This is a genomic window from Dactylosporangium darangshiense, from assembly GCF_039537565.1.
In the GTDB taxonomy this organism is placed as follows: Bacteria; Actinomycetota; Actinomycetes; order Mycobacteriales; family Micromonosporaceae; genus Dactylosporangium; species Dactylosporangium darangshiense.
This window is the reverse complement of record NZ_BAABAT010000057.1, coordinates 16,029-41,002: the sequence shown is the minus strand read 5'-3', so window position 1 is coordinate 41,002 and position 24,974 is coordinate 16,029. Positions and strand designations below refer to the sequence as shown.

Here is a 24,974-nt window from a genome sequence, read left to right as displayed (position 1 = left end):
CGCGCTATTTGCCGATTCATCCTTCCCGGAAAGGCAGCGCATACTGAAGGCCGATAACCCGTCTCACAGTTATAGGGTTTCGTTATGACCGTGCCGTACGACCCCGAACTGCTCGCCACCCTGCTGGCGGTGGAGCAGACCGGCAGCTTCACGCAGGCCGCGGCTCGGCTGCGGATCCGTCAGCCGACGGTGAGCCAGCACATCCGCCGGCTGGAGCAACAGGTCGGTCGGACGCTCGTGCACCGCACGACGCACTCGCTGTCCCTCACGCCGGACGGCGAGGCCATGATTGGCTTCGCGCGCACGATTCTGGCCGCGCACGAGCAGGCCGCGGCGTACTTCAGCGGCTCGCAGCCGCGCGGCCGGCTCCGGATCGGGATGTCCGACGACCTCGCACTCACTCGATTGCCGCAGATTCTCCGAGAGTTCCGCCGCGACTATCCGATGGTCGACTTCTACCTCACCGTCGAGCAGAGCAGGGTGTTGCACGAGTGGATGGCCAACGACAAGCTCGACGTGCTCGTCGGCAAGCGGACGCCCGGCGACGAGCGTGGCCGGCTCGTCAGACGCGACAGGCTCGTCTGGGTCGGCACCCCCGCCACGAAGATCGACCTGACGAAGCCCGTGCCGCTGGTCGTCTACGCCGCTCCCAGCCTGTCACGCTCCGAGATGCGCAAGGCGCTGAACCGGGCGCAGATCCCGTACCGCAGCGCGTGTGTCTGCCGCGGGGTGAACGGGCTGATCGCGGGGGTTGCGGCCGGCATCGGCATATCCGTCATGGCCGCCAGCCTGGTGCCCGCCCAGCTCACCACCCTGGGTCCCACGCATCGCCTCCCCGAACTCGGACATATCGACCTAGTGCTCCTGGCCAACCCGCGGGCTGAGGAACGCCCCGCCACCAAGGCGCTGATCGCGGCCATACTGGCCAGCGGATCGCGGTCACTGAGCGCATCGGTCACGTAACGGGCGACTGCTGGCTGCGCAGGTTGAGCGAGAGAAGGCCGGTGATCGATGGAACCGGTCGGCCGGCAGCGCTGGGCCACGGCAACCCGGCCGGGTTCGGGTCCGCGACCTCGCTCATCTCGGCTTGACGTTTTCCCATATCGGAAAATATGGTGGCTGCCGTGGCACGAGCAGCGACGACGTCGGACGCGTTCAACGCGATCGCCGAGCCGCAGCGCCGGGACATCCTGGCGCTGCTGCGGGCCGGTGAGTGGCCGGTGACCGACCTGGCCCAGGAGCTGGGGATGAGCCTGCCGGGAGCGTCCAAGCACCTGCGGGTGCTCCGGGAGGTGGGGCTGGTGCGGGTCCGCGGGGCGGGCAAGCAGCGCCTTTACGGCCTGGACGCCCGCGGGCTGCGGCCGGTCCACGAGTGGCTCGGCGGGTTCGAGCGGTTCTGGAACGAGAGTTTCGACCGGCTGGACACCTACGTGCAGGACCTCAAGCAGGCACGGCAGGAGGAATGACCGATGGCAGGGGCAAGGCAAGAAACGCGGGCGGAGACGGCGACGGCCGACCGGGAGATCGTGATCTCCCGGGTCATCGACGCCCCGCGGGAGCTGGTGTTCGAGGCGTTCACCGAGGTGCGGCACCTGTCGCGGTGGTGGGGTCCGGAGGGGTTCACCACGACCACGCAGTCGTTCGAGTTCCGCGAGGGAGGAGTCTGGGACTTCGTGATGCACGGGCCGGACGGGACCGACTACTCTGAGTGGATCTCCTGGACCGAGATCGCCCCGCCGGAGCGGATCGCGCTGCTGCACGGTGAGTCCCGCGACGACCCGAACGCCTTCGAGTCCGTCCTGACGTTCGAGCCGGACGGCGCGGCGACCCGGATCGAGATGCGCACGGTGTTCCCCACAAAGGAGCTGCGCGACGAGGCGATCGAGAAGTACCACGTGATCGAGGGCGGCCGGCAGACCCTGAGCAACCTGGCGGCCTACGTCACCGAGATCGTTCGGAAGGGAGCGGAGGGCTGATGGCCGGGAAGGTGTTCTTCAGCGTGTCGATGTCGCTGGACGGTTTCATCGCGCCCGAGTCCCTCGAGGACTTGATGGGGCAGCAGTGGATGGAACTGCAGCAGTGGATCTTCCCGCTGCGGTTCTTCCGGGAGAACCTGAAGCTCGGCGAGGGCGGCGAGGAAGGGCGCGACAACGACATCGCTCGCGCGACGTACGAACGCACCGGAGCGAGCGTCATGGGCAAGCGCATGTTCGACGCCGGCGAGCTGGCGTGGCCGGAGGAGGCGCCGTTCCACACCCCGGTCTTCGTCGTGACGCACACCAAGCGTGACCCCTGGGAGCGGCCGGGCGGGACCACGTTCCACTTCGTCAACGACGGCATCGAGCCCGCGCTCGACCAGGCCCGCGAGGCCGCCGGCGACCGCGACGTCCGCATCGCCGGCGGCGCCGAGACGATCCTGGAGTACGTGAACGCCGGCCTGATCGACGAGTTCTCGATCGCGCTGTCGCCCGTGCTGTTCGGCTCCGGAATCCGCCTGTTCGAGGGCGTGGACGCGGCCCGCGTGGCCCTGGAGCTAGTCCGCGCGGAGCCCTCCCCGAGGGTGACGCACCTGACCTACGCCGTGCACCCACGGTAGCCGGGCCACCGCTCCAGCCTTGCGACCCGCAAATCCACGGCGCAGACGCTTGCTTCTGTCGCCTGTTGGGAGCTGTTGTATTGGCTTGAGGCGACGGCGAACCGCTCTGGTAGGCATTGACGCCCGGCGTTGCGGTCTCACCGTTCGGTGAGAAGGTGGCGGCGGACCTTACCGCTGGGGTCGGCGCGAAGTTGGCCGGCACGTGCGGTGAAGTTCTCCGGGTCGAGGGTGGCGAGGGCGCGCCATGCCTCGCCGCGGATTCGCGCGTTCGGATGGTCGAGGAAGGCGACGAGCCGGGTGGCATCGTCGCGGGTGCCCATGTCGGCCAGGCCGGCGAGTGCACCGATGATGGTGTCTCGGGTGGCATCGGCGTTGGTAAGTGTCGTGCGGTAGAGGGCGGCGGAGCCGGTGTGGCCGAGGGCGCGCAGGCTGGCGCGGGCCAGGTAGCGCACCCGTGCGTCGGGGTCGAGCAGGGCGCGGCGCAGGTGCGGTTCGCTGTCGGGGTGGTGGGTGCGGGCCCGCAGCGCCTTCCACCGGATACGGGGGTTGGGGTCGGATTCGAGCAGCGGCAGCAGCCGGCGTTGGACGGCCGGGTCAAGGCTGCGTGCGGTGGCCACCCCGGTGGCCCAATACCGCAGCGCCGGGCCGCCGGTGGCGACGGCCTGCTCGACGGAGGCGGCCGGCTCGACGGTGGCAAGCATGCGCAGGCAGCTCGCGGCGACCGCGGTGTCATCGCCGCGGGCGCCCGCCCACAGGGCGGCTCGGCCGGCCGGGTCACCGTCGATGAGCAACTCGCCGATGGTGCGCACGATCGGGCCGGCGCGGCGGCGCGCGCCGAGGCCCTCGATCAGCGGGAGGAACTGCACAAGCAGGGTGGCGTGGCCAACCGCGAGCCGGGCCTGCACCGCGGCGGTGGCCTGTTCGCGGACGGGGTCGACCGGGTCGTTGAGGCGCAGCAGCAGGAACGGCAGGGCGAACGGCTCGTCGCTGGTGGCCAGCCACCGGACACCGGCCTCACGCAGGTATCCGGACCGATCGAAGCTCAGCAGCGCCGCGACCGCGCCGGCATTCGCGCCGTAGTCCTTGGTCAACGCGCCGACGTCGGCTCCGAGCATCGCAGCGAGCGAGCGGCGACGGCCGCGGTACACGCCCTCCAGGACGACGACGGCACGCGGGGTGGCCACGCGCAGCAGGCCGCTGAGCCTTCCGGCTGCCCGCGCTGGGTCCTGGTCCCACGAGCGCACGGCTTCCTCGACGCCGACGATCAGGCGCTCGGCGTTCCAGCGCTGAGGCCATTCGTCGTGTTTCCACCGCATCGTTCGTCCCGTCCCGCAGCCGGATGGCGATGCTGCTGCCCCTGCTTGCGCAGGATAGCCAGGGACACCAAGGCGCCGACTGGGGCCGCAAGCCCGGGACCTCGGCCGCACGCGGCTGCGCCCGGCCACGACCGCGTCATCAAAGCTGTCGCCGGGCCGCGTGGGCGCAGTGAAGTCCGGTGAGACAGCGGTCGGCTGCCTCACCCGGACGTCGACCGCTTCTCAGTGGAGAATTCTCAGTTCGTTGTTGGTGTCGTCCACGAAGTAGACGCCCTGGTTGTCCGGGGCGACGGCGAGGCCGAACAGGGCGCCCGCGCCGAGGTCGTCGAGGGTGCGGAACGCGACCTGCTTCCGCAGGAACGGGTTGGTCTCGACGATGTTCCCGTCGCCGCCGTTGACGGTGAGCACGTTGCCGTTGGGCGCGATCGCCAGGCCGAGCGGGCCGTTCAGGTGATCGCCCTCGGTGACGGTACGGCCGGTGCCCGCGCTCGTCCAGCGCACGCCCGCGAACGGGATGGCGGCGATGCGATTCGCGACGGTGTCGGCGACGTACAGCGTGCCGTCCTTGCCCAGGCCGACCCCGGTCGGGCCGATGATCAACGCATCCGGGTCGGTCTGCTCAGTGAAGCCCGAGCCGATGGTGGTGGTCTTGCGCAGGACCGGCGGCTTGTCGCCCTCGATCTTCAGCTCGAGGCGCAGCACGGTTCCCTGGTTGGTGGTGGCGGGCTGGCCGCCGACGATCCCGTTGAGCACGTTCGTGACGAACAGGTTGACCGACCCTCCCCAGTCGTCGGCGGTCATGTCCCACGGGCCGTTGATGCCGTCCCCCGAGAACGTCTCGCGGACGGTGCCCGTGCTGTCGAGGACGATCAGGCAGCCCGCCTGGGCCGTCGCGGAAGTACCGTCTGCCGTGGGCAGGCTGCCCACGATCACCCAGCCGGTACGCAGGGCCACGAGTGCGGTGGTCAGCCCGACGCCGCCCGGGCACGCGCCCGGCAGGCTGCCGGCGTCGATCTGGGCGAACAGGCTGACGTTGCCCGCGGGGCTGATCTGCACGATCGTCGTGCCCCTGCCTTGCTGGTTGCCGGCGTTGTTGAAGTTGCTGACGAGAACGTCGCCCTTGTGCAGCTTGTCCTTGCTGCGTGGGACCACCGCGACGCCATACGGGTTGACGTCCCCGTTGTCCGGCACCGTCGACGCGACGACGTCGACCTTGTTGAACTGATTGATGAAAGGTGCCCCGAAATGCCAATCGCCCGTCGAATGGGCGCCCGCGCTCGGGGCGAACGCTCCGACCGCCAGCGCGGTCGCTGCCGCGCAAATGCCGGCCTTTGCTGTGAACCTCACGACTTGTGTTTGCCTTCCTACGCTCGTGGATCATGCGGCTCGGGCGCCCGGAGTCCGCGATTGCACGGCTCTCCGGTCGTCGGCTCAACCAGGAATGCGCCCGCCTCCGCTGGGACATGCAGCAGCTGAGGTTCATGGGTCGCGGTGCCGTGTGCTGCCCGGATTCCTTCGACGAAAACGCGCAATCCTGGGCGTGGATGCGAAATCAGTGGATTGGTTGGGGAATATACGGGATATATCAAATGTACGTTTTTGGCCGCCTCGCGGCCCAGGCGGGCGAGAAGACGGGCGGAGACAATCGCGGCACCACGGATGGCACGCGCCCAACGCCGGGACCCTGGACGAGGCGTCCGTGGCACAGGGCGCCAAGTGATGACCATCGCGCTGATGGAGGCGACGAACCTCGGGCTGGGCTAGCTGGTCGAGGCCGCCCGAGAGCGGCGCCACGGCCTGCTCACGCTCGCGCGGAACCGATCACACCACGCGCACGACCTGTCGACGGCCGGTCGAGCATTCCGGCGAGGATGACGTCCAGCGCCTTGCGTCGCTGCTCGGGGGTGTCGGTCGCCTTCGTCATGCGGAGGAACATCGCGACGTCCTCGACGGTGAGGCCTTCGCGGAGCCCGGCCGCGGCGCGCAGGCGAGTCGTCGTCGGCTCCACGACATTTCTGAGCAGGCTCAGGGCCTGCCACCGGTAGCTGCGGATGATCACAGGCCATGCCGACCGAGGGAAAATGCCCTACCATCCAAATGCCCAACATTTGGAGGTCTGCATGCTGTCGAGTCCACGCCGGGCCGCGCCGCTCGCCACGCAGGTCGCCGATCAGCTCAAAGGGCTGATCGTGGCCGGTGACTGGCCGATCGGCTCCCGTATCCCGGCCGAACACCGGCTCACCGAAGAGCTCGGGGTCAGCCGCAACACCGTTCGGGAGGCCCTCAGCGCGCTCGTACACCTCGGGCTCCTCGAAGCGCGACCGGGCGACGGCACCTACGTGCGGGCCGACAGCGAGCTGCGGGTCTCGCTCGGCCGTCGTGCCGAGGCCGACCCGGACGATGCGTTCGAGGTCCGTGCCCTGCTCGAGCACCGCGGCTCCCGCCGGGCCGCGCTGCACGCCACCGCCGAGGACGTCGCCCATCTGCGCGAGCTCCTCGAGCACCGTGACGCGGCCCGAGACGCGGACGACCTGCCCGGCTTCGTCGAAGCCGACTTCGCGTTCCACCGCGCGGTCGTCATCGCCGGCGGCAATCCACTGCTCGCCGAGCTCTATCAGTACCTCAGCCCGGTCATCACACAGACCATCGACAAGACAGCCGCACTGCACGAGGACCGCGCCGTCCACGAGCTGCACCACCGGCTGGTCGATGCGATCGCCGCCGGCGACCCCGCCGCCGCCGAGGCGTGCAGCGTCGCACTGGTCGACGAGGGCCGCGACATTCTGCACGGGAGCGCCGCATGATCACATCGGTGCCGCACGCCGACGCCCCGTCCCGTCAGCGCGCCGGCCTGCTGGTGGTGGGCATCCTCCTGATCGCCACGAACCTGCGTGCGGCGCTGACCTCGGTCGGCCCGGTGCTCGACGACGTCCGTGCCGACCTCGGCCTGACGGCCACCGCGGCGGGCGTGCTGACAGCCCTGCCGCTACTCGCCTTCGCGGGTTTCTCGCCGATCGCGCCGCTGGTCGCGAGAAGGCTCGGGCTCGAGCGCACCGTCGGGCTCGGACTCGCCGTGCTCGCCGCCGGCATCGTGCTGCGGTCACTGCCGGTCATCGGCGCGATCTGGGCCGGCACCGTCGCCATCGGTGCTGCGATCGCGTTCTTCAACGTGCTGCTGCCGAGCCTCGTCAAGCGCGACTTCCCGGACCGGGTGGCGCAGCTGTCCGGCAGCTATTCGGCGACGCAGAGCATCGTCGCCGCCGTCGCCTCCGGCGTGGCGGTGCCGATCGCGGGCGAGTCCCCAGCCGGCTGGCGGATCGCACTGGGCTGCTGGATCGGGTTGACCGTCATCGCCGCGGCCTTCTGGCTTCCACAGTTGCGCACGAGCCTGCCCAGCCGGGGCGGCGGCGACAGCGCCGAGGCGCCCACCCACCGTTCACCATGGCGCAGCGCCCTCGGCTGGCAGGTCACTCTGTTCATGGGCCTGCAGTCGCTGGTCTTCTACGTGATGATCGCGTGGCTGCCCACCATCGAACGGGACCACGGTGTGGCCGCGGCGTCGGCCGGCTGGCACCTGTTCGTCTACCTGATCTCCGCGGTCGTGGCCAACCTGGCTGCACCGCAGGTCATGCGACGCCTGCCCGATCAGCGGCTCGTCGGCCTGCTGTGCGCCGTGCTCATCCTGTCAGGAGTCGGAGGCCTGCTGTGGGCGCCCGACGCCTCGGTGTTGTGGCTGGTCTGTGCCGGCTTCGGGGCGGGTATGTCCCTCGTGCTGTGCTTGTCGCTGTTCAGCCTGCGCGCCGTCGACCATCGACAGGCCGCCGCACTGTCCGGAATGGCGCAGTCGATCGGCTATCTGCTCGCGGCCTGCGGGCCGGTTCTCATCGGCGCGCTGCGCGACGTCAGCGGGGCGTGGACCCTGCCGCTGTCGGTCCTGTGCGTTCTGATCGCGACGATGGGCGGCTTCGCGTTCCTGTCAGGCCGGGCGCGGGTGGTCGGCTGATCCCGGCCCGGCCGGATGGGTGTCTCAGTCGACAACCGCAACGGCCGATCCACAGCGCCTGGAAGGTTCCAGGTACTGCGGCGAAGCGCCCCTCAACACACTTTGTGTCGCCCACAGACGTGGGACTGTCTACCCTCCCCGACGGATAGGAGACCCCGGTGCCGGGCCGGTCCTGCGGCATCCACAGTGGAGGGACGTAGGCAGGCACTCAGGCGAACAATCGGGGAACTCATGGAAGCAAGCACGTCATCACGGCCCCGTTGGGCGGGGAAGGTGAGACGACTCGCGGTCGCGGCGGTCCTGATGACCACGTCCGTGGCAGCGGTCGAGGTCACGTTGGCCGGCCCGGCTCAAGCGGCGGGCTGGGTGAGGCCGTTGGAGAACTACACCACCAACGGTGGATACACGGGGCCGCGGCCCGGCCACAACGGCGTCGACATCATTGCACCACCAGGCACGGACATCCGCGCGGCCTCGGGCGGTGTAGTGGAGCAGGCCTACTGGGACGACGGGTGCGGCTGGTATGTCGGGATTCGCCACTCCACCAACGAGGGCACCCTCTACTGCCACATGATCTCGCCGCCGCTGGTGTCCGTCGGTCAGAGCGTCAGCACGGGGCAGGTGATCGGCCACGTGGGCTCGACGGGCGATTCGGGGACACCGCACCTGCACTTCCAGACGCATGTCGGGACGACGACCGACGAGAACAACACGACCGACCCGATGACGTTCATGTCGGCCCGTGGGGTCAACCTCGCCGGCGGCAACCCTCCGCCGACCAACCCTCCGCCGAGCGGAGGACCGTACAACGTGACCACCTTCGCCAACGCGCCCGGCTACGCCTCGGCGACCAGCACCACCCAGACCGGCACGCTCAACGCCGGTACGAATTACGTCTACTGCAAGTACTGGGGCCGCAATGTCGGCAACAGCACCTCGTACAACCACTGGTGGCTCAAGACCGACCTGGACACCGGGTCGCCGTGGCAGAACCAGTACGTCTCCGCGTACTACCTGAACAACTGGGGCAACGACGAGGCCCTGACCGACAACGGGGTCTCCATCCCGAGTTGCTGACCTGACCCTCTGACGCTGGGCGCCGCGCCTCCGGAGCGCGGCGCCCAGGCATGCGCTGGGCGGGCAAGCAAGCACCCGCCGGCCCAGCGGGCCGGCACTGATCGCGGTCGCTACGCTTCACCGCACCTGCGATGGGAGGATCACCCCAGATGAGCGACGAGTACGTCAGCTTGGACAAGGATCTCGACGGTGACGGCGACGTGGACCCGGCCCGCGTCTACACCCTCGACGACGGCAGCAACGTGCTGGTCGGCGCCCTGGACGGCGACGGCGAGGACGACTTCACCGCGGTGGACGCCGACGGGGACGGCGTCTACGAGACGTCGTACGACGCCAACACCGGCGAGACCACCGACCTGACGGCGGACGCAGCCGCCTCGTAGCCTGACGAGCGCGCTGAGGCCGGGCCTTGGAAATGTCGACAGCATTCCAAGGCCCGGTGTCGGTTCAGTCAGGTTCCTCGGCGCCGGCGGCGCCCGGGGGCTGGTTGGCGCGGGAGGCCCGGGCGATCGAGGAGGGGCCGCTGGTCAGTGCCCGCCGCCACGGTGGTGTGCCCTCGATCTCGACCTGCAGCGAGACGCTCAGGAAGGTCCGGATGAGCACAATCAGGCCCAGCACGGTCACGTTCTGCAGGGTCGGCGAGACCGCCACGGTGCGGATCAGGTCGGCCGCGACCAGGATCTCCAGGCCCAGCAGCAGGACGCTGCCGAACGTTTCGCGCAGTGCCTGGAAGCCGCGCTTGCCGCCGGCGGCCCGCCACATCCGGGCGGCGACGGTCGCGGACCACACCAGGCCCAGGATCAGCACCCCTACGCCGATCGCCTCGAAGCCTCGCGCCACGAGCTCCATCACGTCCGTGTAGCGCACCGCGGCCAGCTCAGGACAGATCGCGCAGGAGGTCGGGGTCCGTGTTGTCGGTGCGCCGCACGATCGACAACGCGCCGCGCGGCTCGAACACCGCGTAGCGCACTGCGGCCAGCTCGGCGACGCCGTGCTCGCGCAGCATGCCGTACAGGTCCTGGCGGGTCAGGCCGCAGTGCTGCAGCTCGGCCTCGAGCACCTGGCCGTCGGCGACCAGCAGCCGCGGCGGGTGGTCGATCAGCCGGGCGAACAGCGGCCGGAAGCGCAGCCGGCTGGTCAGCTGGTGTGCGACGAGGATCGTGATCAGCGTCGCCGCGCCGGCCAGGTAGCCGGCGTCGTGCGCGCTGGGCACCCGCCCGACGATGGCGCCGGCGGCGACGGCCGCGACGAAGTCGAACGCCGACATCTCGGCGAGAGTCCGGCGTTGACCGACCCGGAAGCAGGCCACGGCGGTGGCGTACAGCAGCAGGGTCCTGACCACGACCCACCACACGTCGTGCGGGGATCCGAACACCTTCCACACGGCCAGCGGGCTACCCGATCCGGCCGCGCCGACCGGCGCGAACGGGTGAAGGTCCCGGGGAGGTGAGCCGATCTGGGTTCCGGCCCGCCGGTGCGGGAAGGCACACGGGTTGTCTCCAACGTCCCCAGAGGGGTGTGTCATGGCGGATAGCAACGATGTCTTCGACGTGATCGTGATCGGCGCGGGGCCGGTCGGGCTGACCGTCGCCGCGCGCGCTGTGCGGGGCGGCCTGACCGCGGTCGTCGTGGAGGATCGGCTGGCCGGCGGGGAGTGTGAGTACTACGCGTGTATCCCCAGCAAGGCGCTGCTGTGGCCGATGGAGCTGGCGGCCGAGGTGGATCGGATGCCGGGGCTGCAGCTGCGCGGGCCGATCGACACCGCCGCGGTGCTGGCGCGCCGCGACGATACGGTGTCGCACCGCGACGACGGCCACGAGGTGAACCTGATCGAGAAGCTCCCGGCGACGTTCGTGCGGGGTCGCGGACGGCTGGCCGGGCCGCTGCGGGCCGAGGTCAGCACGGACGGGGGTGACCGGCGGGTGCTGCGGGCCCGGCACGCCGTCGTGCTCGCCACCGGCAGCATCCCGGCGGTTCCCGACGTGCCGGGGCTGCGGCAGGCCGGCCCGTGGACCAACCGGGAGGCGACGAGCGTCCAGCAGGTGCCCAAGCGGCTGGTCGTGCTCGGCGCCGGACCGGTGGCCTGCGAGATGGCCCAGGCGTTGCACTCCCTCGGCGCGGAGGAGACGACCATGCTCGTGCGCGGCGAGCGGCTGCTCACCCACGCCGAGCCGTTCGCCGGCGAACTGGTTGCGCGCTCGTTCCGGGAGACCGGCATCGACGTGCGCTTCGGGCGCTCGGCCGTCCGGGTGGAACGCACGGCTCCGGACGGGCCGGTGACAGTGCACACCGATGACGGCGCGCGGATCGACGCCGACGAGATCCTCGTCGGCACCGGCCGGCGGCCGGCGATCGACGACATCGGCCTGGACACGATCGGCCTGCGCGCGGACGGCCCGATCACGGTCGACGCGAGCATGCGGGCCACCGCGGTGCCCGACGGCTGGCTGTACGCCGTCGGCGACGTGAACGGCCGCAACCTGCTCACGCACATGGGCAAGTACCAGGGCCGGGTGTGCGGCGACGTGATCGCCGCCCGCGCCCGGGGCGGGCCCGAGGACGCGCCGGGGCTGCGCGACACCGCCGACGACCGGGGCGCACCGCAGGTCGTCTTCACCGAGCCGCAGGTCAGCACGGTCGGGCGCACCGAGGCCCGGGCCCGCGCCGACGGGTTCACCGTGCGCACCGCGGAGTACGACATCGGCGAGGTCGCCGGCGCCTTGGTCCGCGGGGTCGGCTACGGCGGCTGGGCGAAGCTGGTCGTCGACGAGGACCGCCGGGTCCTGCTCGGGGCCACCTTCGTCGCCTCGGACATGGCCGACATGCTGCACTCGGCCACCATCGCGGTGAACGCGGAGGTCCCCCTCGACCAGCTGTGGCACGCCGTGCCGCCGTTCCCGACCGTCAGCGAGGTCTGGCTGCGCCTGCTCGAGCAGTGCGGCCTGTGACGCGGGTTTCGACCTGACGATCGGGGTACGTGCGAATTATGACTGTTCGGCATGGGCATGGCGCGCCCCACGAGGATCACGTGATCGTGCTGTTCGGCGCCACCGGGGATCTCGCCAAGCGCGAGCTGCTGCCCGGGCTCTGGCGCCTGGCGCAGGCGGGGCTGCTGCCGTCCAGATATCGCATCGTCGGCTCGGCCCGCTCGGCGCGCACCGACGACCAGTTCCGCCAGCACGCGAAGGACGCCGTGACGCAGTTCGGGCAGGGGGAGCCGGCCGGCGAGGCGTGGGACGAGTTCGCCGGCTCGCTGTCCTACGGCGCCGCGTCGCCTGCGGATCCCGAGCCGCTGCTCGACGCGGTGGCGGAGGCCGAGAAGGCGATCGGCGGGCACGCACGGAAGCTGTTCCACCTGGCCGTACCGCCGCAGGGTTTCACGTCCACGATCGACATGCTGGGGCAGACCGGTCTGGCGGACAACGCCCGCGTCATCATCGAGAAGCCGTTCGGCACCGATCTGGCGTCGGCCCGTACGCTCGACAAGACCGTGCACGCCACCTTCGACGAGTCCCAGGTGTTCCGGATCGACCACTTCCTCGGCAAGGAGTCGGTCGACAACATTCTCGCCCTGCGGTTCGCCAACGGGCTGTTCGAGCCGATCTGGAACCGCGACCACATCAGCCACGTCCAGATCGACGTGCCGGAGGCGATCGCGATCGAGGGGCGCGCCGGGTTCTTCGAGCAGACCGGGACGTTCCGCGACATGATCGTCACGCACCTGTTCCAGGTGCTGGGGTTCGTGGCGATGGAGCCGCCCACCTCGCTGGCCGCCAAACAGCTGCGCGACGAGACGAGCAAGGTCTTCGAGGCGATGCCGCCGCTGGACCCCGCCCAGGTGGTGCGCGGGCAGTACCGCGGCTACCGCGACGAGCCCGGCGTCGACCCCGGCTCGCAGACCGAGACGTTCATCGCCGCACGCGTCGAGGTCGACAACTGGCGCTGGTCGGGGGTGCCGTTCTACCTGCGCTCCGGCAAGTCGCTCGGGCAGAAGCGGCAGGTCGTCACCCTCGGGCTCAAACGTCCGGCCATGCGGATGTTCGCGCTGGAGCCGGCCGTGACCGACGAGATGCACAGCAACCGGCTGGTGATCGAGTTCGACGATCCCGGCTGGATCGAGGCCCATTTCCTGGCCAAGGAGCCCGGCGCCACCCGTCGCCTCGGCGAGGCGAAGATGACGTTCCGGTACACGGACTCCTTCTGCACGCAGTACGCGCTGGCCGGCTACGAACGACTCATCCTCGACGCGATGCTGGGCGACCAGTCGCTGTTCACCCGGGCCGACGGCATCGAGCGGCTCTGGGAGGTGTCCGCCCCGCTGCTGGACAGCCCGCCACCGGTGGAGCCGTACGACCCCGGGTCGTGGGGCCCGGACTCCATCCACCGGCTCATCGCGCCGCACCGCTGGTTCCTGCCGAGCAATCCATAACGACGTGCCGACGGCCGACAAACCGGTCGCTGAAGGAGGAACCACGATGGCAACGCAGACGCCGATGCAGATCGGGATGGTCGGGCTGGGCCGGATGGGGGCAAACCTGGTCCGCCGCCTGATGCGGGACGGCCACCGATGTGTCGGGTACGCCCGCACGGAGGCCACGGTGCGGGCCCTCGCCGGCGAGGGCATGGTCGGCGCCGCGTCGATGGCGGACCTCGTGGCGAGGCTCGACCGGCCGCGGGCGATCTGGCTGATGGTGCCGGCCGCGGCGGTGCAGTCCACGCTCGAGCAGCTCGTCGAGCTGCTCGACGAGGACGACGTGGTGATCGACGGTGGAAACTCGTACTACCGGGACGACATCGCCCGCGCGAAGCAGCTCGCCACGCACGGGATCCGCTACGTGGACTGCGGTACGTCCGGCGGGGTGTGGGGCCTGGAGCGCGGCTACTGCCTGATGATCGGCGGCGAGAAGGAGGCGGTTACCCGGCTCGACCCGATCTTCAAGAGCATCGCACCCGGTCGCGGCCGCGCGGAGCCGACGCCGAGCCGCACCCGCGACGGAAGCGCTCCGGAGGGGTACCTGCACTGCGGTCCGAGCGGCGCCGGCCACTTCGTGAAGATGGTCCACAACGGCGTTGAGTACGGGATGATGGCCGCCATCGGCGAGGGCCTGTCGATCATCAAGCATGCCAATGCGGGCAAGAGCGGGCGGCTCGTCGACGCCGAGACCGCGCCGCTGCGCGACCCGGAGGCGTACAGCTACGACTTCGACGTCGCCGAGGTCGCAGAGGTGTGGCGGCGCGGCTCGGTCGTCGGGTCGTGGCTGCTGGACCTCACCGCCGACGCGCTGGCCCGCTCCCCGCAGCTGGACGACTTCAGCGGGCGGGTGTCGGACTCGGGCGAGGGCCGCTGGACCGTCCAGGCCGCCATCGACGAGAGCGTGCCCGCCCCGGTGATCACCACGGCGCTCCTCGAGCGCTTCGAGTCGCGCGGGCACGGCCAGTTCACCGACAAGGTGCTCTCCGCGATGCGCAGCGAGTTCGGCGGCCACGCGGAACAGCGGACCTGACGCGAGCACCTTCCGCCGGATGAGGCTCGTATCCCATCCGGCGGAAGGTCAGTGCGGTGTCAGCCAGAGCACAGCGTGCCGGTGCGTACCAGGCGGACCGCGTCGGCCCCGACCTGCAGCGGGTAGGCCGCCCCGCCGTCGTCCCACAGGGTCACGGTGGCGGTGCCGTCGCTGGTGCACACGCCGCCGACCGTCGCCCAGGCGTTGGTGTAGTCCTGCTGGTTGACGTAGCCGTTGGCGGTGCCGCCGCCGGGCGAGCTGATGACGTAGTGCGCGTTCGGCGAGTTGGAGTGCGCGTTGGGAACGTAGGCCTGCACCTGGTAGGCCCGGGTGGTGTCCAGGCCGGTGAACTGATACCTGGCGCTGGAGTCCTTGACGCTGCCGTTGGCGTACGTCCAGACCTCCCGGCCGTTCAGGCCGACCCCGCCGCCGGAGAACCAGGTGCCGGTCGTCGAGAAGCCGCTGCACGCGCCCGGCCCGGTGATGAGCGCGCCGTAGTTGACGCAGCCGCCCGATGACGCCGTGTAGACCGACGCCACGCCGTTGGCCCAGATCATGTAGCCGTTCTGGTAGTCCTGCCGGATGCCCTCGCTCGTGCTGTACTCCAGCGACGTCGGGAACCCCAGCGCCGACGAGGTCTCGCCGAGCGAGCGGTACTTGACGAACAGGCAGCCCTTGACGCCCCAGGTGACGCCGTTGCGGAAGTACAGCGCCGAGTGCGGCAGCGCCTGGCCGCTGCTGCACGGCGAGCCCGCCGTGTAGTTCACCGCGCCGGCGCCGCCGGGCGGGATCTGCTCGTCGGAGCTGGGGTAGCCGAACTGGCCGGCGAAGCCGCCGAAGCCCGCCTTGGTCAGGTAGTCGCGGTAGATGCAGCCGTGCATCTCGTGCACGTTGGTCGCGCTCGACCAGATGAGGGCCGATCCCTGGCCGCAGTCCTGCCCGGAGAACGGCTGGCCCCAGCCGCCACCGGCGAGCCCGCGCGCCGCCCCGGTCGGCGCTCGCAGCAGGCCGGTGACGCCGCCGAGGGAGTCGAACTTCGAGCGCAGCGGGGCCCCGCTGCCACCGGGGTTGTCGACGATCGGGTACGCCCACTCGGCGGTGTACGGTGCGCGAGTGTCGAGAGCGGCCAGGTACACCAGCTGGTGTGCGAAGTCGCCGTGGTACGGGTCGGCATTGCGGATGTTGAGCACGTTCACGCCGAGGTCCTGATACGCCGACCCGAACGTCTCGACCCGCACGGCCCGCGCCACCATCTCGGTGCACGCCTGGACCACGGATGCGGTGCGGGCCTGGTCGACCGACTGGCCGGCGGCGACGCCGGCGAGCTCCAGCTGCGACGCACGCCCGGACAGGCTCCGGGCGACCTCGTTGTTGTGCAGGTCCATCGCGTGCGTGCGGTACAGCGCCGGATCCTCGTTCGGGATGGTCTCGTGCGCGTAGCCGACCCGCCGCGCGTAGTCGGCGTCGGAGTTCTGCGTGATCATCAGCTGCCACAGGCAGTGCTGCGTCGAATCCTGGCGGCCGTCGAGCACGCCGTGGTCGTCGATGACGAAGGTCATCTGATGGTCGGCGAAGTACTTGGCGTCGACGACCACGAGGCAATTTCCGAAGTCCTCGGCGCAGATGTCCCGCTCGGCCTGCTTGAGGTCGCACCAGGCGCCGGTGAGGAAGGACGGTACCGAGCCGGTGTCGCAGGTGTCGCTGGCCGGCGCGGCCGCGGCCGGCGTCTCGGCCAGCGGCATCGCGAGACCGGCGGCGAGTAGGGAGGCGAGCAGCGCGATCGCCGCCCGCGCGCGAGTACGTTGCACGTTCGTGTCTCCTCGGTGGCTGGGTCCGCCCGGTCGATCGGCCGGCTCTGGCAGCAGCGAACCGGGCCGCCCCGACGGCCGGCAAGGGCGCCGACCAAACCGCGAACAAACACGGAACGGCTATCCTCCCGCAGGGAGGACGCATGGACAGCGGTGACTTCATCGGGATCGGCCCCGAGCTACGCCGGCTCCGGCGGGCCGAGGGGCTCAGCCAGCGGCAGATGGCCGCGCGCCTGAGGCTCAGCGCGCACAGTGCGGTCTCGGACTTCGAGCTGGGCCGGCGCATCCCGGCCGAGGACGTGGTCGCCGCCTACGAGCGGGTGCTCGGCCTGCCGCCGGGGCGCCTGGAGGAGTACCGCCGCCGCGACCTCGCCCACCGGGCGGACCTGGAGTTCGAGGCGGCGGCCCGGCCGGCCGTCGAGGAGCCCGAGAGCCCCGCCGCCGTCCCGCCGGTCGTGCGGCGGCGGCTGCCGCGGCGGTATCTGCTCGCCGGCGCCGTCCTCGTCCTCGCCGTTGCCGCGGCGGCGAGCCCGACCGTCGCCCATCCGAGCGAGCCGGGCTGGGTCTGGTCCAACCAGCATGTGACCGACAACGCTGAGCGCGTCACGCCGGAGAACATGGACGGCGACGACCCGCGCGCCCGCGGCTGCGCCGCCGACTCGACGACCGTCGTCGAGACCCCGCTGCTGCTGCCCGGCGGCGGCGACTTCGGCACGCTGCGGCTGCGCCACTCCGCCAAGTGCGGCACCAGCTGGGGCTCGGCCTACTACGCCAACCCGGACCTGTACACGGTGCGGATCGCGGCGCACCGCCCGGCCGACGGCGCCGAGGTCCACTCGGAATGGTCGAACAACACGCCCCCGGGCAGCTACGGCGACATGCTGTCGACGGCCACCGGCTGCGTCTGGGTGGAGGCCACGGTGACCACGCCGGCCGGCACCACGTCACCGGTACGGACCCCCTGCGCCTGACGCCGCCTCGGCGCAACACTTGGTCGATCAGTCTGAGGTCCGGCCCGCCGTTGTTCGCGCGGTGACGACGGCGTCGGTCATGCGGCGCACCAGGGCGGCTGCCCCGGCGGTGTCCTGCTCGGTGAAGTCCTGCGCGCCGTCGTCCATGAGCAGTCCACGCGGGTCACCGAGCTTGCCGAGCACTTCCGCAGCGGCCGTGCGCAGTCGGCCATCGCGCTGGTCCGCACCGTCGTCGTGCCGGCCCTGGCGCTGCTGCTGCGCGAACGGTTCTGGTGGCCGGGCAGGCCCGCCACCGCGACCGCCCCCGCCGGCCCGGTGCCGGCTCGTGACGAATGGCTCAACCCAGGGCTGACGAGGGCGCGAAACCCGGCGGAACGCCCGGTTGCGCCGCGTCGTCACCTGCTGAACGTGTTCTGTTCACGTTGACGTTGCCGCTTGCCCATCGACGCCTCAGAGGCTGCGTGCTGGATCGTTTTGCGAAGCAAGCAAGCCGACATATCAGGAGCGTGCGAGCGTGAGTGTTTCCCGTCGTCAGATCTTCAAGGGCGGCGCCGCGGCGGGCGTGGGCCTGACCGTCGCCGGTGTCCTGCCGAGCCTGGCCGAGCCGGCCGCGGCGCACGACGACCACGGGCCGTCGGACCGCCCGGGCAACGGCCGTCCGTTCCCGCCGCTGGTGGACGACCCGAAGGGCATCCTCGCGCTGCCGTCGGGCTTCTCCTACAAGATCGTGACCCGTGAGGGTGAGACCGACATGTCGTTCGGCCAGGGCAAGACCCCGGGCTTCCACGACGGCACCGGCGTCGTCTCCTCCAACCACCGCGGCCTGACGATCATCCAGAACCACGAGCTGACCCCGCACATGTCGGTCTTCGGCGTGCCGCACATCGCCGGCACGGTCTACGACCCGGGCGCGGTCAACGCCAGCGGCTGCACCGTCGTCACCACCGACGGCAACGGCAACCGCACCGCCGAGTGGGTCGGCATCTCCGGCACCGTGCGCAACTGCGCCGGCGGCGTGACCCCGTGGGGCACCTGGCTGACCTGCGAGGAGACCTTCATCAACGCGGGCACGACCTGGAGCGCCGCGGGCCAGACCGGCACCTACGAGAAGAACCACGGCTACGTCTTCGAGGTGTTCACCTCCGAGTCGGGCCGCCAGCTGCCCAAGCCGATCAAGGCGTTCGGCCGGTTCGAGCACGAGGCCATGGCCGTCGAGCCCAACGGCAAGTTCGCGTACCTCTCGGAGGACTCCAGCGGCCCGAACGGCCTGTTCTACCGCTGGACGGCCCCCAAGGGCAAGAAGCTCGGCCCCGGCCTGGCCAGCACCCTGTCGGACACCGACGGCAAGCTCGAGGCGATGCAGATCCGCCTCGACGACGGCAGCATCGTGCCGGACGTCGCCTACATCACCTCGGCGCAGCTGGGCCGCCCGTTCAAGGTGACCTGGATCGAGGTCCCGGACCGCGAGGCCACCACCAAGACGATCCGCACCCAGTTCGCCGACGGCACCGTCACCCGGGGCAAGAAGTTCGAAGGCGTCTGGAGCAACGGCAAGGGCTGCTACGTCGTCAACAGCTTCGCCTTCGGCGCCAACGACCTGCCGGCCGACGCCACCAAGCACGACGGCATGGTGTGGTTCTACGACTACTCGGACGAGACCATCACGCTGGTCACGTACTTCCCGCACAACCCGGCGTCGGAGTCCGAGGCCGGCGCCGCCCCGAAGTACACCGACATGGTCTTCGACGGCCCGGACAACGTGACCGTCACCCCGTGGGGCACGCTCGTGCTGGCCGAGGACGGCGTCAAGGCGTCGCACGTGCTCAGCTCGATCCCCGGCGGCCCGACCTACGCGATCGCCCGCAACCAGGTCAACATCGCCGCGGCGGGCGCCGCGCCGGTGTACTCGGAGTTCACCGGCCCGACCTTCTCGCCCGACGGCAAGGTCCTGTTCGTGAACATCCAGGCGCCGGGCATCATGCTCGCGATCACCGGCCCCTGGTCGAAGTACCTCGGCTAGACAACGTGTTGAAAGGGCCCCCGGTGTCCGGGGGCCCTTTCGCGTTCCTACGGCGCGGCCCAGCCCACGGGGACGTGGCCGATGCGGACGCGCTGCGGGTGGTCGCCGACCGGCACGCTCGCCACCTTCTGCCCGGTGGCGAAGCTGATCGCGGTGACCTGGTCGGCGCCGGACTCGGAGATGACGCAGTCCCGCCCGTCGCCGCTGACCGTCGCCCAGTAGGGCTTGCTCGCCGGGACCAGGGCGCCCTCCTGCAGCGTGGCGCGGTCCACGACGGTGGCGTAGTCGTCCATGGTCCCGGCCACGCACACCTTCGCGCCGTCCGGGCTCATCGACAGGCCGTGGTGGCGGGAGTCGTTGACCCACGTGGTGCGGTCGGGGCTCGTCGCCGGGTTCTTCGGCAGCTCCTTGATGCGGGTGATCCGGTCGGCGGCGACGTCGTACTCGACGATGCCGTTGAAGAACGAGACCTGGAAGTACAGCGTCCGCTCGTCCGGGGTGAACACCGCCGGGCGGACCGCGTCGGAGAGGTCGGAGCGGCCGAACGCGTCCAGCCGCTGGCGCATGTCGATGGTTCGCACCACCCGGAACGTGCGGGTGTCGGCGACGGTGATGTGCCGGTCGCCCTTGGTCCAGTCCAGCCACGGGTCGTCGAGCGACGTGTTGACCTCGCCGATGGACATGTTCCACAGGTACCGGCCGCCGCCGGTGTAGATGTTCTCGTGCGGCTTGTCGCCGGCGCCGAACGAGCCGAGCTGCCGGCCGGTGTTGATGTCGAGCACGTGCACCGTGTTCGACGTCGAGGCGGACACGGCGACCTGCGCGCCGTCGGGCGAGACGGCCATGTGGTCGGCGCGGAAGCCCGAGACCGGGAAGCGCCAGCGCAGCGCGCCGGTGCTCAGGTCGATCGAGACGACGTCGGCGAAGCTCGGCCGGGACACGACGAGCGCGGAGCCGTCCGGCGTGGTGTACATGTCGTCGACGAGCTGGTCGTGCCCCTCGCCCGGGCCCTGCTGGACGCCGAGGTAGAAGGCGAGCTTGACCGGGTTGAGGTAGATCTCCAGCAGGCGCTGGCTGCGGTCCGGCACCACGTTGACGCGGCCGAGCTTCGCGTAGGTGCCCGAGGAGCGGATGACGTCGACGGTGCCGTCCCAGTTGTTGCCGACGAACATCACCTCCTGCAGGGCGGGCGCGGCGGCGGCCGGCGCGGCGGCGGTGGACACCGGGGCGAGGGCGGTGGCGAGCAGTGCGAGGCCGGCGAGCGCGGCGCGCCGGCGCGGGGCGGGTGTTGGGGTCACGCGGCTCTCCCTGAATGACGTTACCGGGCGGTAGCCTTCAGGTAATCTCCGATCGGCGCCGCTCGATAGGTTGCCGCACACAGCGCGGCGCCACCCGGTTGTCGCCCATCCACAACGGAGACGCCATGCTCGCACCGCTGCTGACCGCCCCCGCCGTCCCACTCGTCGCCGCCGCGACGGAGACGCCATGCTCACGCCGCTGCTGACCGCGCTCGCCGGCGACGAGGGCCTGCTCGACGAGCTCGTCGCCGCCGCACGGGACGCCTCGCCCGAGGTGGCCCGGCTGCCGGCCGAGGAGAGCCGCCGCCACGTCGCCCTGCTCCTCGCCGCGGGTCTCGCCGCCTTCCGGCAGCCCGCCGACGATGCCTCGTTCGCCGAGGCGGAGCGGCTCGGCGCCGACCGGGCCGCGCAGGGCGTGCCGATCGCGGCGCTGCTCGGCGGGGTGCGGGCCGCGCGCACCCGGCTGCTGGAGATCGCCGTGGACCGCGGGCGCGCCGCCGGGATCGCCGACGAGGTGCTGCTGTCGGCGGCGCTGGACTTCGACCGGTACGTCTCCGCGCTGGAGCGCCACGTCGTCGACGGCCATCATGCCGCGCAGCGCTGCCTGGCCCGCGGACGGCGCGACCAGCGCGACGCCGTGCTGCGGGCGCTGCTGCTGGCGGGCGCGCCGCCGGCCTCCCCCGACGAGGTCGCGGCGGCCGGGCTGCGGGAGCACATGGCGTACCGCTGCGTGGTCTTCGACGTCACCGACCCCGGCCGTGCCGACGCCCTCGAAGCCCGGCTGGCGGCGTGCGGCGGCGTCTTCGGCACCGTCGAGGGCCGCCTCGCCGGGCTGGTCGTGCGGGAGCCGTCGCGGGTCGACCCGGCGGTGCTCGTCGTCGCCGGCCCGCCGCTGCCCCTGGAGCGGGCCGCCGCCGGCTACCGCCTGTGCGTGGCGGCCCTCGCCGGCGCGGCCCGGTTCGGCCGGCCCGGGCGGCACGCGGCCCTGGACCTGGCCGGAGAGGCGGCCCTCACCGCCCAGCCGGAGCTGGCCGGGCTGCTCGCCGGCGCGCTGCTCGGCGCCCTCGACCCGGCCGACGCGTTCCACCGGGAGCTGGCGGCGACCGCGCTGGCATACCTCGACCACGGCCAGCGCCTGGACCGCACCGCGGCGGCGCTGCACGTCCATCCGAACACGGTCCGCTACCGGCTGCGCGTCCTGCAGGAGCGCACCGGGCTGCCGCTCGACGACGGCACGGTCCTGTCGACACTGCGCTCGTGGTGGGCGCTGCGCGCCTGGCTGGACGAGTGCGGCAAACCGACCTGATCGAACGGTTCGCGGTGGTCAGTCCGCCGCCGGTACGACCAGGACCGGCCGGTGGGCATGGTGCAGGGTCGAAATGGCGACGCTGCCGAGGAGGATCTCGCGGATCGCCGCCCGGCCGCGCGACCCGACGGCCAGCACCGCGGCGGCGCGCTCCCGGGCGCACTCGACGAGCGCACCGGCGACCGCGCGGGCCGTTGCACGGTGCCCGCCCGGCGGATGCAGCCGGACCGGCTCCAGGTCGCCGACGCGTCCGGCGCCGGCCGCTTCGTCCGGCGCGTGACCGTCCTCGACGGACACCGGCAACACGGTGCGCGCCGGCCAGAGCCGGACGGCGGCGTCGAAGGCCGCGCGCGCGGCGGGCGAGCCGTCGTAACCGACCAGGACGGGACCGGCGTCGAGGGCGGCGGCCTCGGCCGACAGCAGGGGGTGCGGTACGACCAGCACGGGCCTCGACGCGTAGTGCACCGCCACGTCGGAGACGCTGCCCAGGATCGCCCGGGCGCCGCCCAGGCCCCGCGAGCCGACCAACACCAGGTCGGCGTCCAGCTGCCGCGCGAGGTCGGCCAGCTGCAGCCCCTCCCCGGCGTAGGTGCGCACCACGAGCGGCCCGGCGTCCCAGCCGGCGGCCGTGGCGAGGGTGACGCCCATCGCGGCGACGCGCGTGGCCTCCCGCTCGCCTTCCCGCTCGACCGCCGCGACGAACTCGTCGACGTGCCCGGCGCCGGTCCACAGGCGGCGCCGCAGAGTGTCGTCGGCGAACCCCGGGGTCCACAGGTTGCTCACCCAGGCGCGCGCGCCCGGCAGCAGCCGCGCGCCGGCGCCGATGGCCACGCTCGCGGACGGCGAACCGTCGTACCCGGCAAGCACTCGAACGGCCATGCGGGCGACGTGCCCACCGCGGCACCCGTTATGCACGACGGCCGGCCCTCATCCGGCCCGCGCCGAGCCGTTGAGCGGAAGGTCGGCGTGCAGGCGGGTGCCCTGACCGGGTGGGCTGTCGAGGGTGAGGGTGCCGCCGATCGCCTCGACGCGATCGGCCAGGCCGGTCAGGCCCGTGCCGCGCTTGGGATCCGCGTCGCCGATGCCGTCGTCGTGCACGATCAGATGGAGGCGGTTGCGCCGCACGCACACCCGGACGTCGATATGCGCGGCCTTCGCATACTTGGCGACGTTCGTCAGGGCCTCCGCCACCACGTAATAGGCCGCGACCTCGACCGGTTCCGGCTGCCGCCCGTCCAGCTCCACGTCGAGCCGCACCGGGACGGCCGAGCGGCGCGCCAGCGTGTTGAGGGCGGGTCGCAGGCCGCCCGCGGTGAGGGCGGCCGGATGCAGGCCGCGCGACAGCTCGCGCACCTCGTTGACCGTCTCGTTCAGCTCGGCCACGACCTCGGCGAGCTCCCGGCGAAGGTCGCCCAGCCCGTCGGGCACGCCCGCCTCGAGCCGGCGGACGTCCAGCGCCACCGAGATGAGGCGCTGCTGGACGCCGTCGTGCAGGTCGCGCTCGAGCTGCCGGCGCGTCCGGTCGGTGGCGAGCACGAGCCGCGCCCGCGACCCGACGACCTTGGCCGTCTGCAGCAGGGTGATCCCCTGGCGGACGACCAGCAGCGCGACGACCATCGTCTCCACCACGAGCTGGACGTTGTCGACCGGGCCGCCCCGCACGTGCTGCACGACGACGACCACCATCATGACCGCAACCGGCACGTACGGCAGCAACAGATGGCCACGGCGCAGCTCCGGGCGCGCCACCCAGGCCGGCCCCGGCCCGGTCGGCGTCAGCGCCGCGAGCGCGACGAGGAAGAGCCCGGCGACGAACCCGGCGTCGGCCGCCGTCGGCATGCTCGCCCTGCCCTCGGCTACCAGGTACGCGAAGATGCTGTCCGACACGGACAGGCCGAACAGCCCGGCGCCGAGGACGACCAACTGCCACCGGTTCCCCACCGCGCTCACGCCGATGAGCAGGATGACGATGACGGTCAGCAGCAGGTCCGTCACGGGATAAGCGATCGCGATCGAGTACGCCAACTTGGTGGTCGCGCCGGCGCGCACCACCGGCCCGAGCACGGTGGCCCACGTGAGCACGAACAACGCGCCCGTGACCATGAGCCCGTCGAGGACCGTCACGACCCATCCGCCGTAGCGCCAGGGAACACCCGGCGCGGACCGGTCGGCCGCCAGCGCGATGATCGCCCCGAGCGCGAACACCGGAAGCGTCAGGTATCCCACGTCGGCCGGCGACGGCGACGGCAGCCCGACGCCGCCCAGCCGGTACCAGGACCACACCAGCTGCCCGAGCGCCCAGCCGCAACATCCGGCGCCCATCCACAGCCGCCACCGCCGCTGCTCGCCGGAGTGCCGGGCGGCGGTGATCCAGCAGGCGAGGGTCGCGGCCAGCGCCGCCAGGAACTGGCTGCTGTCGTCGGCCAGCAGCGACAGCCGCGGGCTCAGCAGCCCCGAACAGGCCAGCCCGACGGCGACGGCCAGCACAAGGGCGACCGCCGATATGGTCAACCATGGCCGGTGTGACAAAAGGTCAATCTCTGCCCGAATGCGACCAGATCCGCACATAGCCACAGTACCTTGACCGGGGCCGCCGTCCGGTCACGCCGGCGCCTGGTACAGGTCGAGCAGGCGCAGCCGGGTCGCCTGCATCCGCTCCACGACGACGGCCATGAACCGCGTGGTGAGCTCGTAGCCGAGCTCGGGGTCCTCGGCGCACAGCCCGCGCACGCCCGCGCCGTCGAGCGCGATGCTGAGCACCGGGTCGGTCGTAACCGCGCTGAAGTGCCAGCGGTACGGCGGGAAGAGCCACGACCAGCCGAGCACGCTGCCCGGTCCGATCGTCTCCACGACCACCTCACCGTGGCCCGGAACCTTCGTGCGCAGGTCGACCGAGCCGTCGCGGACGAGGTAGAAGCGCTGGGCCCGGCCGTTCTCCTCGAAGATCCTCGTGCCGGCCCGGAACGGCGCGCGCCGCGCCCAGCGCGACAGCCGTTCGACGTGCTCCGCCGGCAGCCCGGCGAGGAACGGATGCGCGACCATCAGGTCGTAGGTAGTGATCATGACGCTGCTCCC

25 protein-coding genes are annotated in these 24,974 nt (G+C 71.5%); 14 read left to right on the top strand and 11 right to left on the bottom strand.

Annotation, left to right across the window (positions count from 1 at the left end):
* The first annotated feature begins 84 nt into the window (after positions 1-84).
* The 4 genes from ABD901_RS51150 (at position 85) to ABD901_RS51135 (ending at position 2,596) form a co-directional block, all read left to right on the top strand.
* Positions 85-963 carry a LysR family transcriptional regulator gene (locus ABD901_RS51150; RefSeq protein WP_345141099.1) on the top strand — a complete coding sequence of 293 codons (879 nt, stop codon included), beginning with the start codon at positions 85-87 and terminating at the stop codon, positions 961-963.
* Between the two features lie 161 nt (positions 964-1,124).
* A complete protein-coding gene (locus tag ABD901_RS51145) occupies positions 1,125-1,466 on the top strand; it encodes an ArsR/SmtB family transcription factor (protein ID WP_345141096.1) in 342 nt (113 codons plus the stop codon).
* 3 nt (positions 1,467-1,469) lie between these two features.
* Positions 1,470-1,976: an SRPBCC family protein gene (locus ABD901_RS51140; RefSeq protein WP_345141094.1), complete on the top strand. Its 507-nt coding sequence runs from the start codon at positions 1,470-1,472 to the stop codon at positions 1,974-1,976.
* Entirely contained in the window at positions 1,976-2,596 is a 621-nt protein-coding gene (locus ABD901_RS51135; protein ID WP_345141091.1) for a dihydrofolate reductase family protein, read from the top strand. The genes ABD901_RS51140 and ABD901_RS51135 overlap by 1 nt, the downstream gene beginning before the upstream one ends.
* A 137-nt stretch (positions 2,597-2,733) precedes the next feature.
* Here ABD901_RS51135 and ABD901_RS51130 read toward each other — a convergent pair whose 3' ends face one another.
* The 3 genes from ABD901_RS51130 to ABD901_RS51120 all read right to left on the bottom strand — a co-directional run bounded on the left by ABD901_RS51130 (position 2,734) and on the right by ABD901_RS51120 (position 5,971).
* A complete protein-coding gene (locus ABD901_RS51130) occupies positions 2,734-3,912 on the bottom strand; it encodes a HEAT repeat domain-containing protein (RefSeq protein WP_345141088.1) in 1,179 nt (392 codons plus the stop codon).
* Between the two features lie 222 nt (positions 3,913-4,134).
* A complete protein-coding gene (locus tag ABD901_RS51125) occupies positions 4,135-5,259 on the bottom strand; it encodes an NHL repeat-containing protein (RefSeq protein ID WP_345141085.1) in 1,125 nt (374 codons plus the stop codon).
* Between the two features lie 454 nt (positions 5,260-5,713).
* Entirely contained in the window at positions 5,714-5,971 is a 258-nt protein-coding gene (locus ABD901_RS51120; RefSeq protein ID WP_345141082.1) for a hypothetical protein, read from the bottom strand.
* A 61-nt stretch (positions 5,972-6,032) separates the two neighbouring features.
* Between ABD901_RS51120 and ABD901_RS51115 the strand changes: the two genes are divergently transcribed.
* The 4 genes from ABD901_RS51115 (at position 6,033) to ABD901_RS51100 (ending at position 9,375) form a co-directional block, all read left to right on the top strand.
* On the top strand, positions 6,033-6,716 hold the full coding sequence (locus ABD901_RS51115) for a FadR/GntR family transcriptional regulator (protein WP_345141079.1): 684 nt from the start codon (positions 6,033-6,035) through the stop codon (positions 6,714-6,716).
* Entirely contained in the window at positions 6,713-7,915 is a 1,203-nt protein-coding gene (locus tag ABD901_RS51110) for an MFS transporter (protein WP_345141076.1), read from the top strand. The genes ABD901_RS51115 and ABD901_RS51110 overlap by 4 nt, the downstream gene beginning before the upstream one ends.
* 273 nt (positions 7,916-8,188) lie before the next feature.
* Positions 8,189-8,992 carry a M23 family metallopeptidase gene (locus ABD901_RS51105; protein ID WP_345141073.1) on the top strand — a complete coding sequence of 268 codons (804 nt, stop codon included), beginning with the start codon at positions 8,189-8,191 and terminating at the stop codon, positions 8,990-8,992.
* Between the two features lie 149 nt (positions 8,993-9,141).
* Positions 9,142-9,375, top strand: coding sequence for a hypothetical protein (locus ABD901_RS51100; protein WP_345141070.1), 234 nt, complete (start codon positions 9,142-9,144; stop codon positions 9,373-9,375).
* Positions 9,376-9,439: 64 nt separating this feature from the next.
* On the opposite strand, the gene ABD901_RS51095 is transcribed toward ABD901_RS51100, so the two are convergent.
* Positions 9,440-9,859, bottom strand: coding sequence for a DUF1622 domain-containing protein (locus ABD901_RS51095; RefSeq protein WP_345141067.1), 420 nt, complete (start codon positions 9,857-9,859; stop codon positions 9,440-9,442).
* A gap of 10 nt (positions 9,860-9,869) precedes the next feature.
* On the bottom strand, positions 9,870-10,376 hold the full coding sequence (locus ABD901_RS51090) for a DUF421 domain-containing protein (RefSeq protein WP_345141064.1): 507 nt from the start codon (positions 10,374-10,376) through the stop codon (positions 9,870-9,872).
* A 139-nt stretch (positions 10,377-10,515) separates the two neighbouring features.
* Here ABD901_RS51090 and ABD901_RS51085 point away from each other — a divergent pair, with 139 nt between their 5' ends.
* The 3 genes from ABD901_RS51085 to gnd all read left to right on the top strand — a co-directional run bounded on the left by ABD901_RS51085 (position 10,516) and on the right by gnd (position 14,496).
* A complete protein-coding gene (locus ABD901_RS51085; RefSeq protein ID WP_345141062.1) occupies positions 10,516-11,940 on the top strand; it encodes a dihydrolipoyl dehydrogenase family protein in 1,425 nt (474 codons plus the stop codon).
* An 80-nt stretch (positions 11,941-12,020) separates the two neighbouring features.
* Positions 12,021-13,421, top strand: coding sequence for a glucose-6-phosphate dehydrogenase (gene zwf, locus ABD901_RS51080; protein WP_345141059.1), 1,401 nt, complete (start codon positions 12,021-12,023; stop codon positions 13,419-13,421).
* A gap of 46 nt (positions 13,422-13,467) precedes the next feature.
* Entirely contained in the window at positions 13,468-14,496 is a 1,029-nt protein-coding gene (gnd, locus tag ABD901_RS51075) for a phosphogluconate dehydrogenase (NAD(+)-dependent, decarboxylating) (protein WP_345141056.1), read from the top strand.
* Between the two features lie 59 nt (positions 14,497-14,555).
* On the opposite strand, the gene ABD901_RS51070 is transcribed toward gnd, so the two are convergent.
* The gene (locus ABD901_RS51070; protein WP_345141053.1) at positions 14,556-16,304 is read right to left on the bottom strand and encodes a golvesin C-terminal-like domain-containing protein; all 1,749 of its coding nucleotides are present in this window, start codon (positions 16,302-16,304) and stop codon (positions 14,556-14,558) included.
* A 143-nt stretch (positions 16,305-16,447) separates the two neighbouring features.
* Here ABD901_RS51070 and ABD901_RS51065 point away from each other — a divergent pair, with 143 nt between their 5' ends.
* Positions 16,448-17,275 carry a helix-turn-helix domain-containing protein gene (locus ABD901_RS51065; RefSeq protein ID WP_345141051.1) on the top strand — a complete coding sequence of 276 codons (828 nt, stop codon included), beginning with the start codon at positions 16,448-16,450 and terminating at the stop codon, positions 17,273-17,275.
* A 27-nt stretch (positions 17,276-17,302) separates the two neighbouring features.
* Here ABD901_RS51065 and ABD901_RS51060 read toward each other — a convergent pair whose 3' ends face one another.
* Complete coding sequence (locus ABD901_RS51060) at positions 17,303-17,674, bottom strand: hypothetical protein (RefSeq protein ID WP_345141049.1); 372 nt, start codon at positions 17,672-17,674, stop codon at positions 17,303-17,305.
* Positions 17,675-17,789: 115 nt separating this feature from the next.
* Between ABD901_RS51060 and ABD901_RS51055 the strand changes: the two genes are divergently transcribed.
* Entirely contained in the window at positions 17,790-19,295 is a 1,506-nt protein-coding gene (locus ABD901_RS51055; RefSeq protein WP_345141046.1) for an alkaline phosphatase PhoX, read from the top strand.
* A 47-nt stretch (positions 19,296-19,342) separates the two neighbouring features.
* Here ABD901_RS51055 and ABD901_RS51050 read toward each other — a convergent pair whose 3' ends face one another.
* Positions 19,343-20,593 carry a YncE family protein gene (locus ABD901_RS51050; protein WP_380134677.1) on the bottom strand — a complete coding sequence of 417 codons (1,251 nt, stop codon included), beginning with the start codon at positions 20,591-20,593 and terminating at the stop codon, positions 19,343-19,345.
* Positions 20,594-20,780: 187 nt separating this feature from the next.
* Here ABD901_RS51050 and ABD901_RS51045 point away from each other — a divergent pair, with 187 nt between their 5' ends.
* Entirely contained in the window at positions 20,781-21,899 is a 1,119-nt protein-coding gene (locus ABD901_RS51045; RefSeq protein WP_345141043.1) for an RsbRD N-terminal domain-containing protein, read from the top strand.
* A gap of 18 nt (positions 21,900-21,917) precedes the next feature.
* Here ABD901_RS51045 and ABD901_RS51040 read toward each other — a convergent pair whose 3' ends face one another.
* The 3 genes from ABD901_RS51040 to ABD901_RS51030 form a co-directional block, all read right to left on the bottom strand.
* Positions 21,918-22,778: a universal stress protein gene (locus ABD901_RS51040; RefSeq protein ID WP_345141040.1), complete on the bottom strand. Its 861-nt coding sequence runs from the start codon at positions 22,776-22,778 to the stop codon at positions 21,918-21,920.
* A gap of 48 nt (positions 22,779-22,826) precedes the next feature.
* Complete coding sequence (locus ABD901_RS51035) at positions 22,827-24,410, bottom strand: sensor histidine kinase (RefSeq protein WP_345141037.1); 1,584 nt, start codon at positions 24,408-24,410, stop codon at positions 22,827-22,829.
* Between the two features lie 90 nt (positions 24,411-24,500).
* The gene (locus tag ABD901_RS51030) at positions 24,501-24,962 is read right to left on the bottom strand and encodes a cyclic nucleotide-binding domain-containing protein (RefSeq protein WP_345141034.1); all 462 of its coding nucleotides are present in this window, start codon (positions 24,960-24,962) and stop codon (positions 24,501-24,503) included.
* Positions 24,963-24,974: the final 12 nt, after the last annotated feature.

What these genes read in the sequence shown, in the direction of transcription:
- ABD901_RS51085 (WP_345141062.1), top strand. Translation starts at nt 10,516, where the DNA reads ATGGCGGATAGCAACGATGTCTTCGACGTGATCGTGATCGGCGCGGGG.
- ABD901_RS51110 (WP_345141076.1), top strand. Translation starts at nt 6,713, where the DNA reads ATGATCACATCGGTGCCGCACGCCGACGCCCCGTCCCGTCAGCGCGCC.
- ABD901_RS51135 (WP_345141091.1), top strand. Translation starts at nt 1,976, where the DNA reads ATGGCCGGGAAGGTGTTCTTCAGCGTGTCGATGTCGCTGGACGGTTTC.
- ABD901_RS51065 (WP_345141051.1), top strand. Translation starts at nt 16,448, where the DNA reads ATGGACAGCGGTGACTTCATCGGGATCGGCCCCGAGCTACGCCGGCTC.
- ABD901_RS51115 (WP_345141079.1), top strand. Translation starts at nt 6,033, where the DNA reads ATGCTGTCGAGTCCACGCCGGGCCGCGCCGCTCGCCACGCAGGTCGCC.
- ABD901_RS51140 (WP_345141094.1), top strand. Translation starts at nt 1,470, where the DNA reads ATGGCAGGGGCAAGGCAAGAAACGCGGGCGGAGACGGCGACGGCCGAC.
- ABD901_RS51150 (WP_345141099.1), top strand. Translation starts at nt 85, where the DNA reads ATGACCGTGCCGTACGACCCCGAACTGCTCGCCACCCTGCTGGCGGTG.
- ABD901_RS51130 (WP_345141088.1), bottom strand. Translation starts at nt 3,912, where the DNA reads ATGCGGTGGAAACACGACGAATGGCCTCAGCGCTGGAACGCCGAGCGC.
- ABD901_RS51040 (WP_345141040.1), bottom strand. Translation starts at nt 22,778, where the DNA reads ATGGCCGTTCGAGTGCTTGCCGGGTACGACGGTTCGCCGTCCGCGAGC.
- gnd (WP_345141056.1), top strand. Translation starts at nt 13,468, where the DNA reads ATGGCAACGCAGACGCCGATGCAGATCGGGATGGTCGGGCTGGGCCGG.
- ABD901_RS51045 (WP_345141043.1), top strand. Translation starts at nt 20,781, where the DNA reads ATGCTCACGCCGCTGCTGACCGCGCTCGCCGGCGACGAGGGCCTGCTC.
- ABD901_RS51100 (WP_345141070.1), top strand. Translation starts at nt 9,142, where the DNA reads ATGAGCGACGAGTACGTCAGCTTGGACAAGGATCTCGACGGTGACGGC.
- ABD901_RS51030 (WP_345141034.1), bottom strand. Translation starts at nt 24,962, where the DNA reads ATGATCACTACCTACGACCTGATGGTCGCGCATCCGTTCCTCGCCGGG.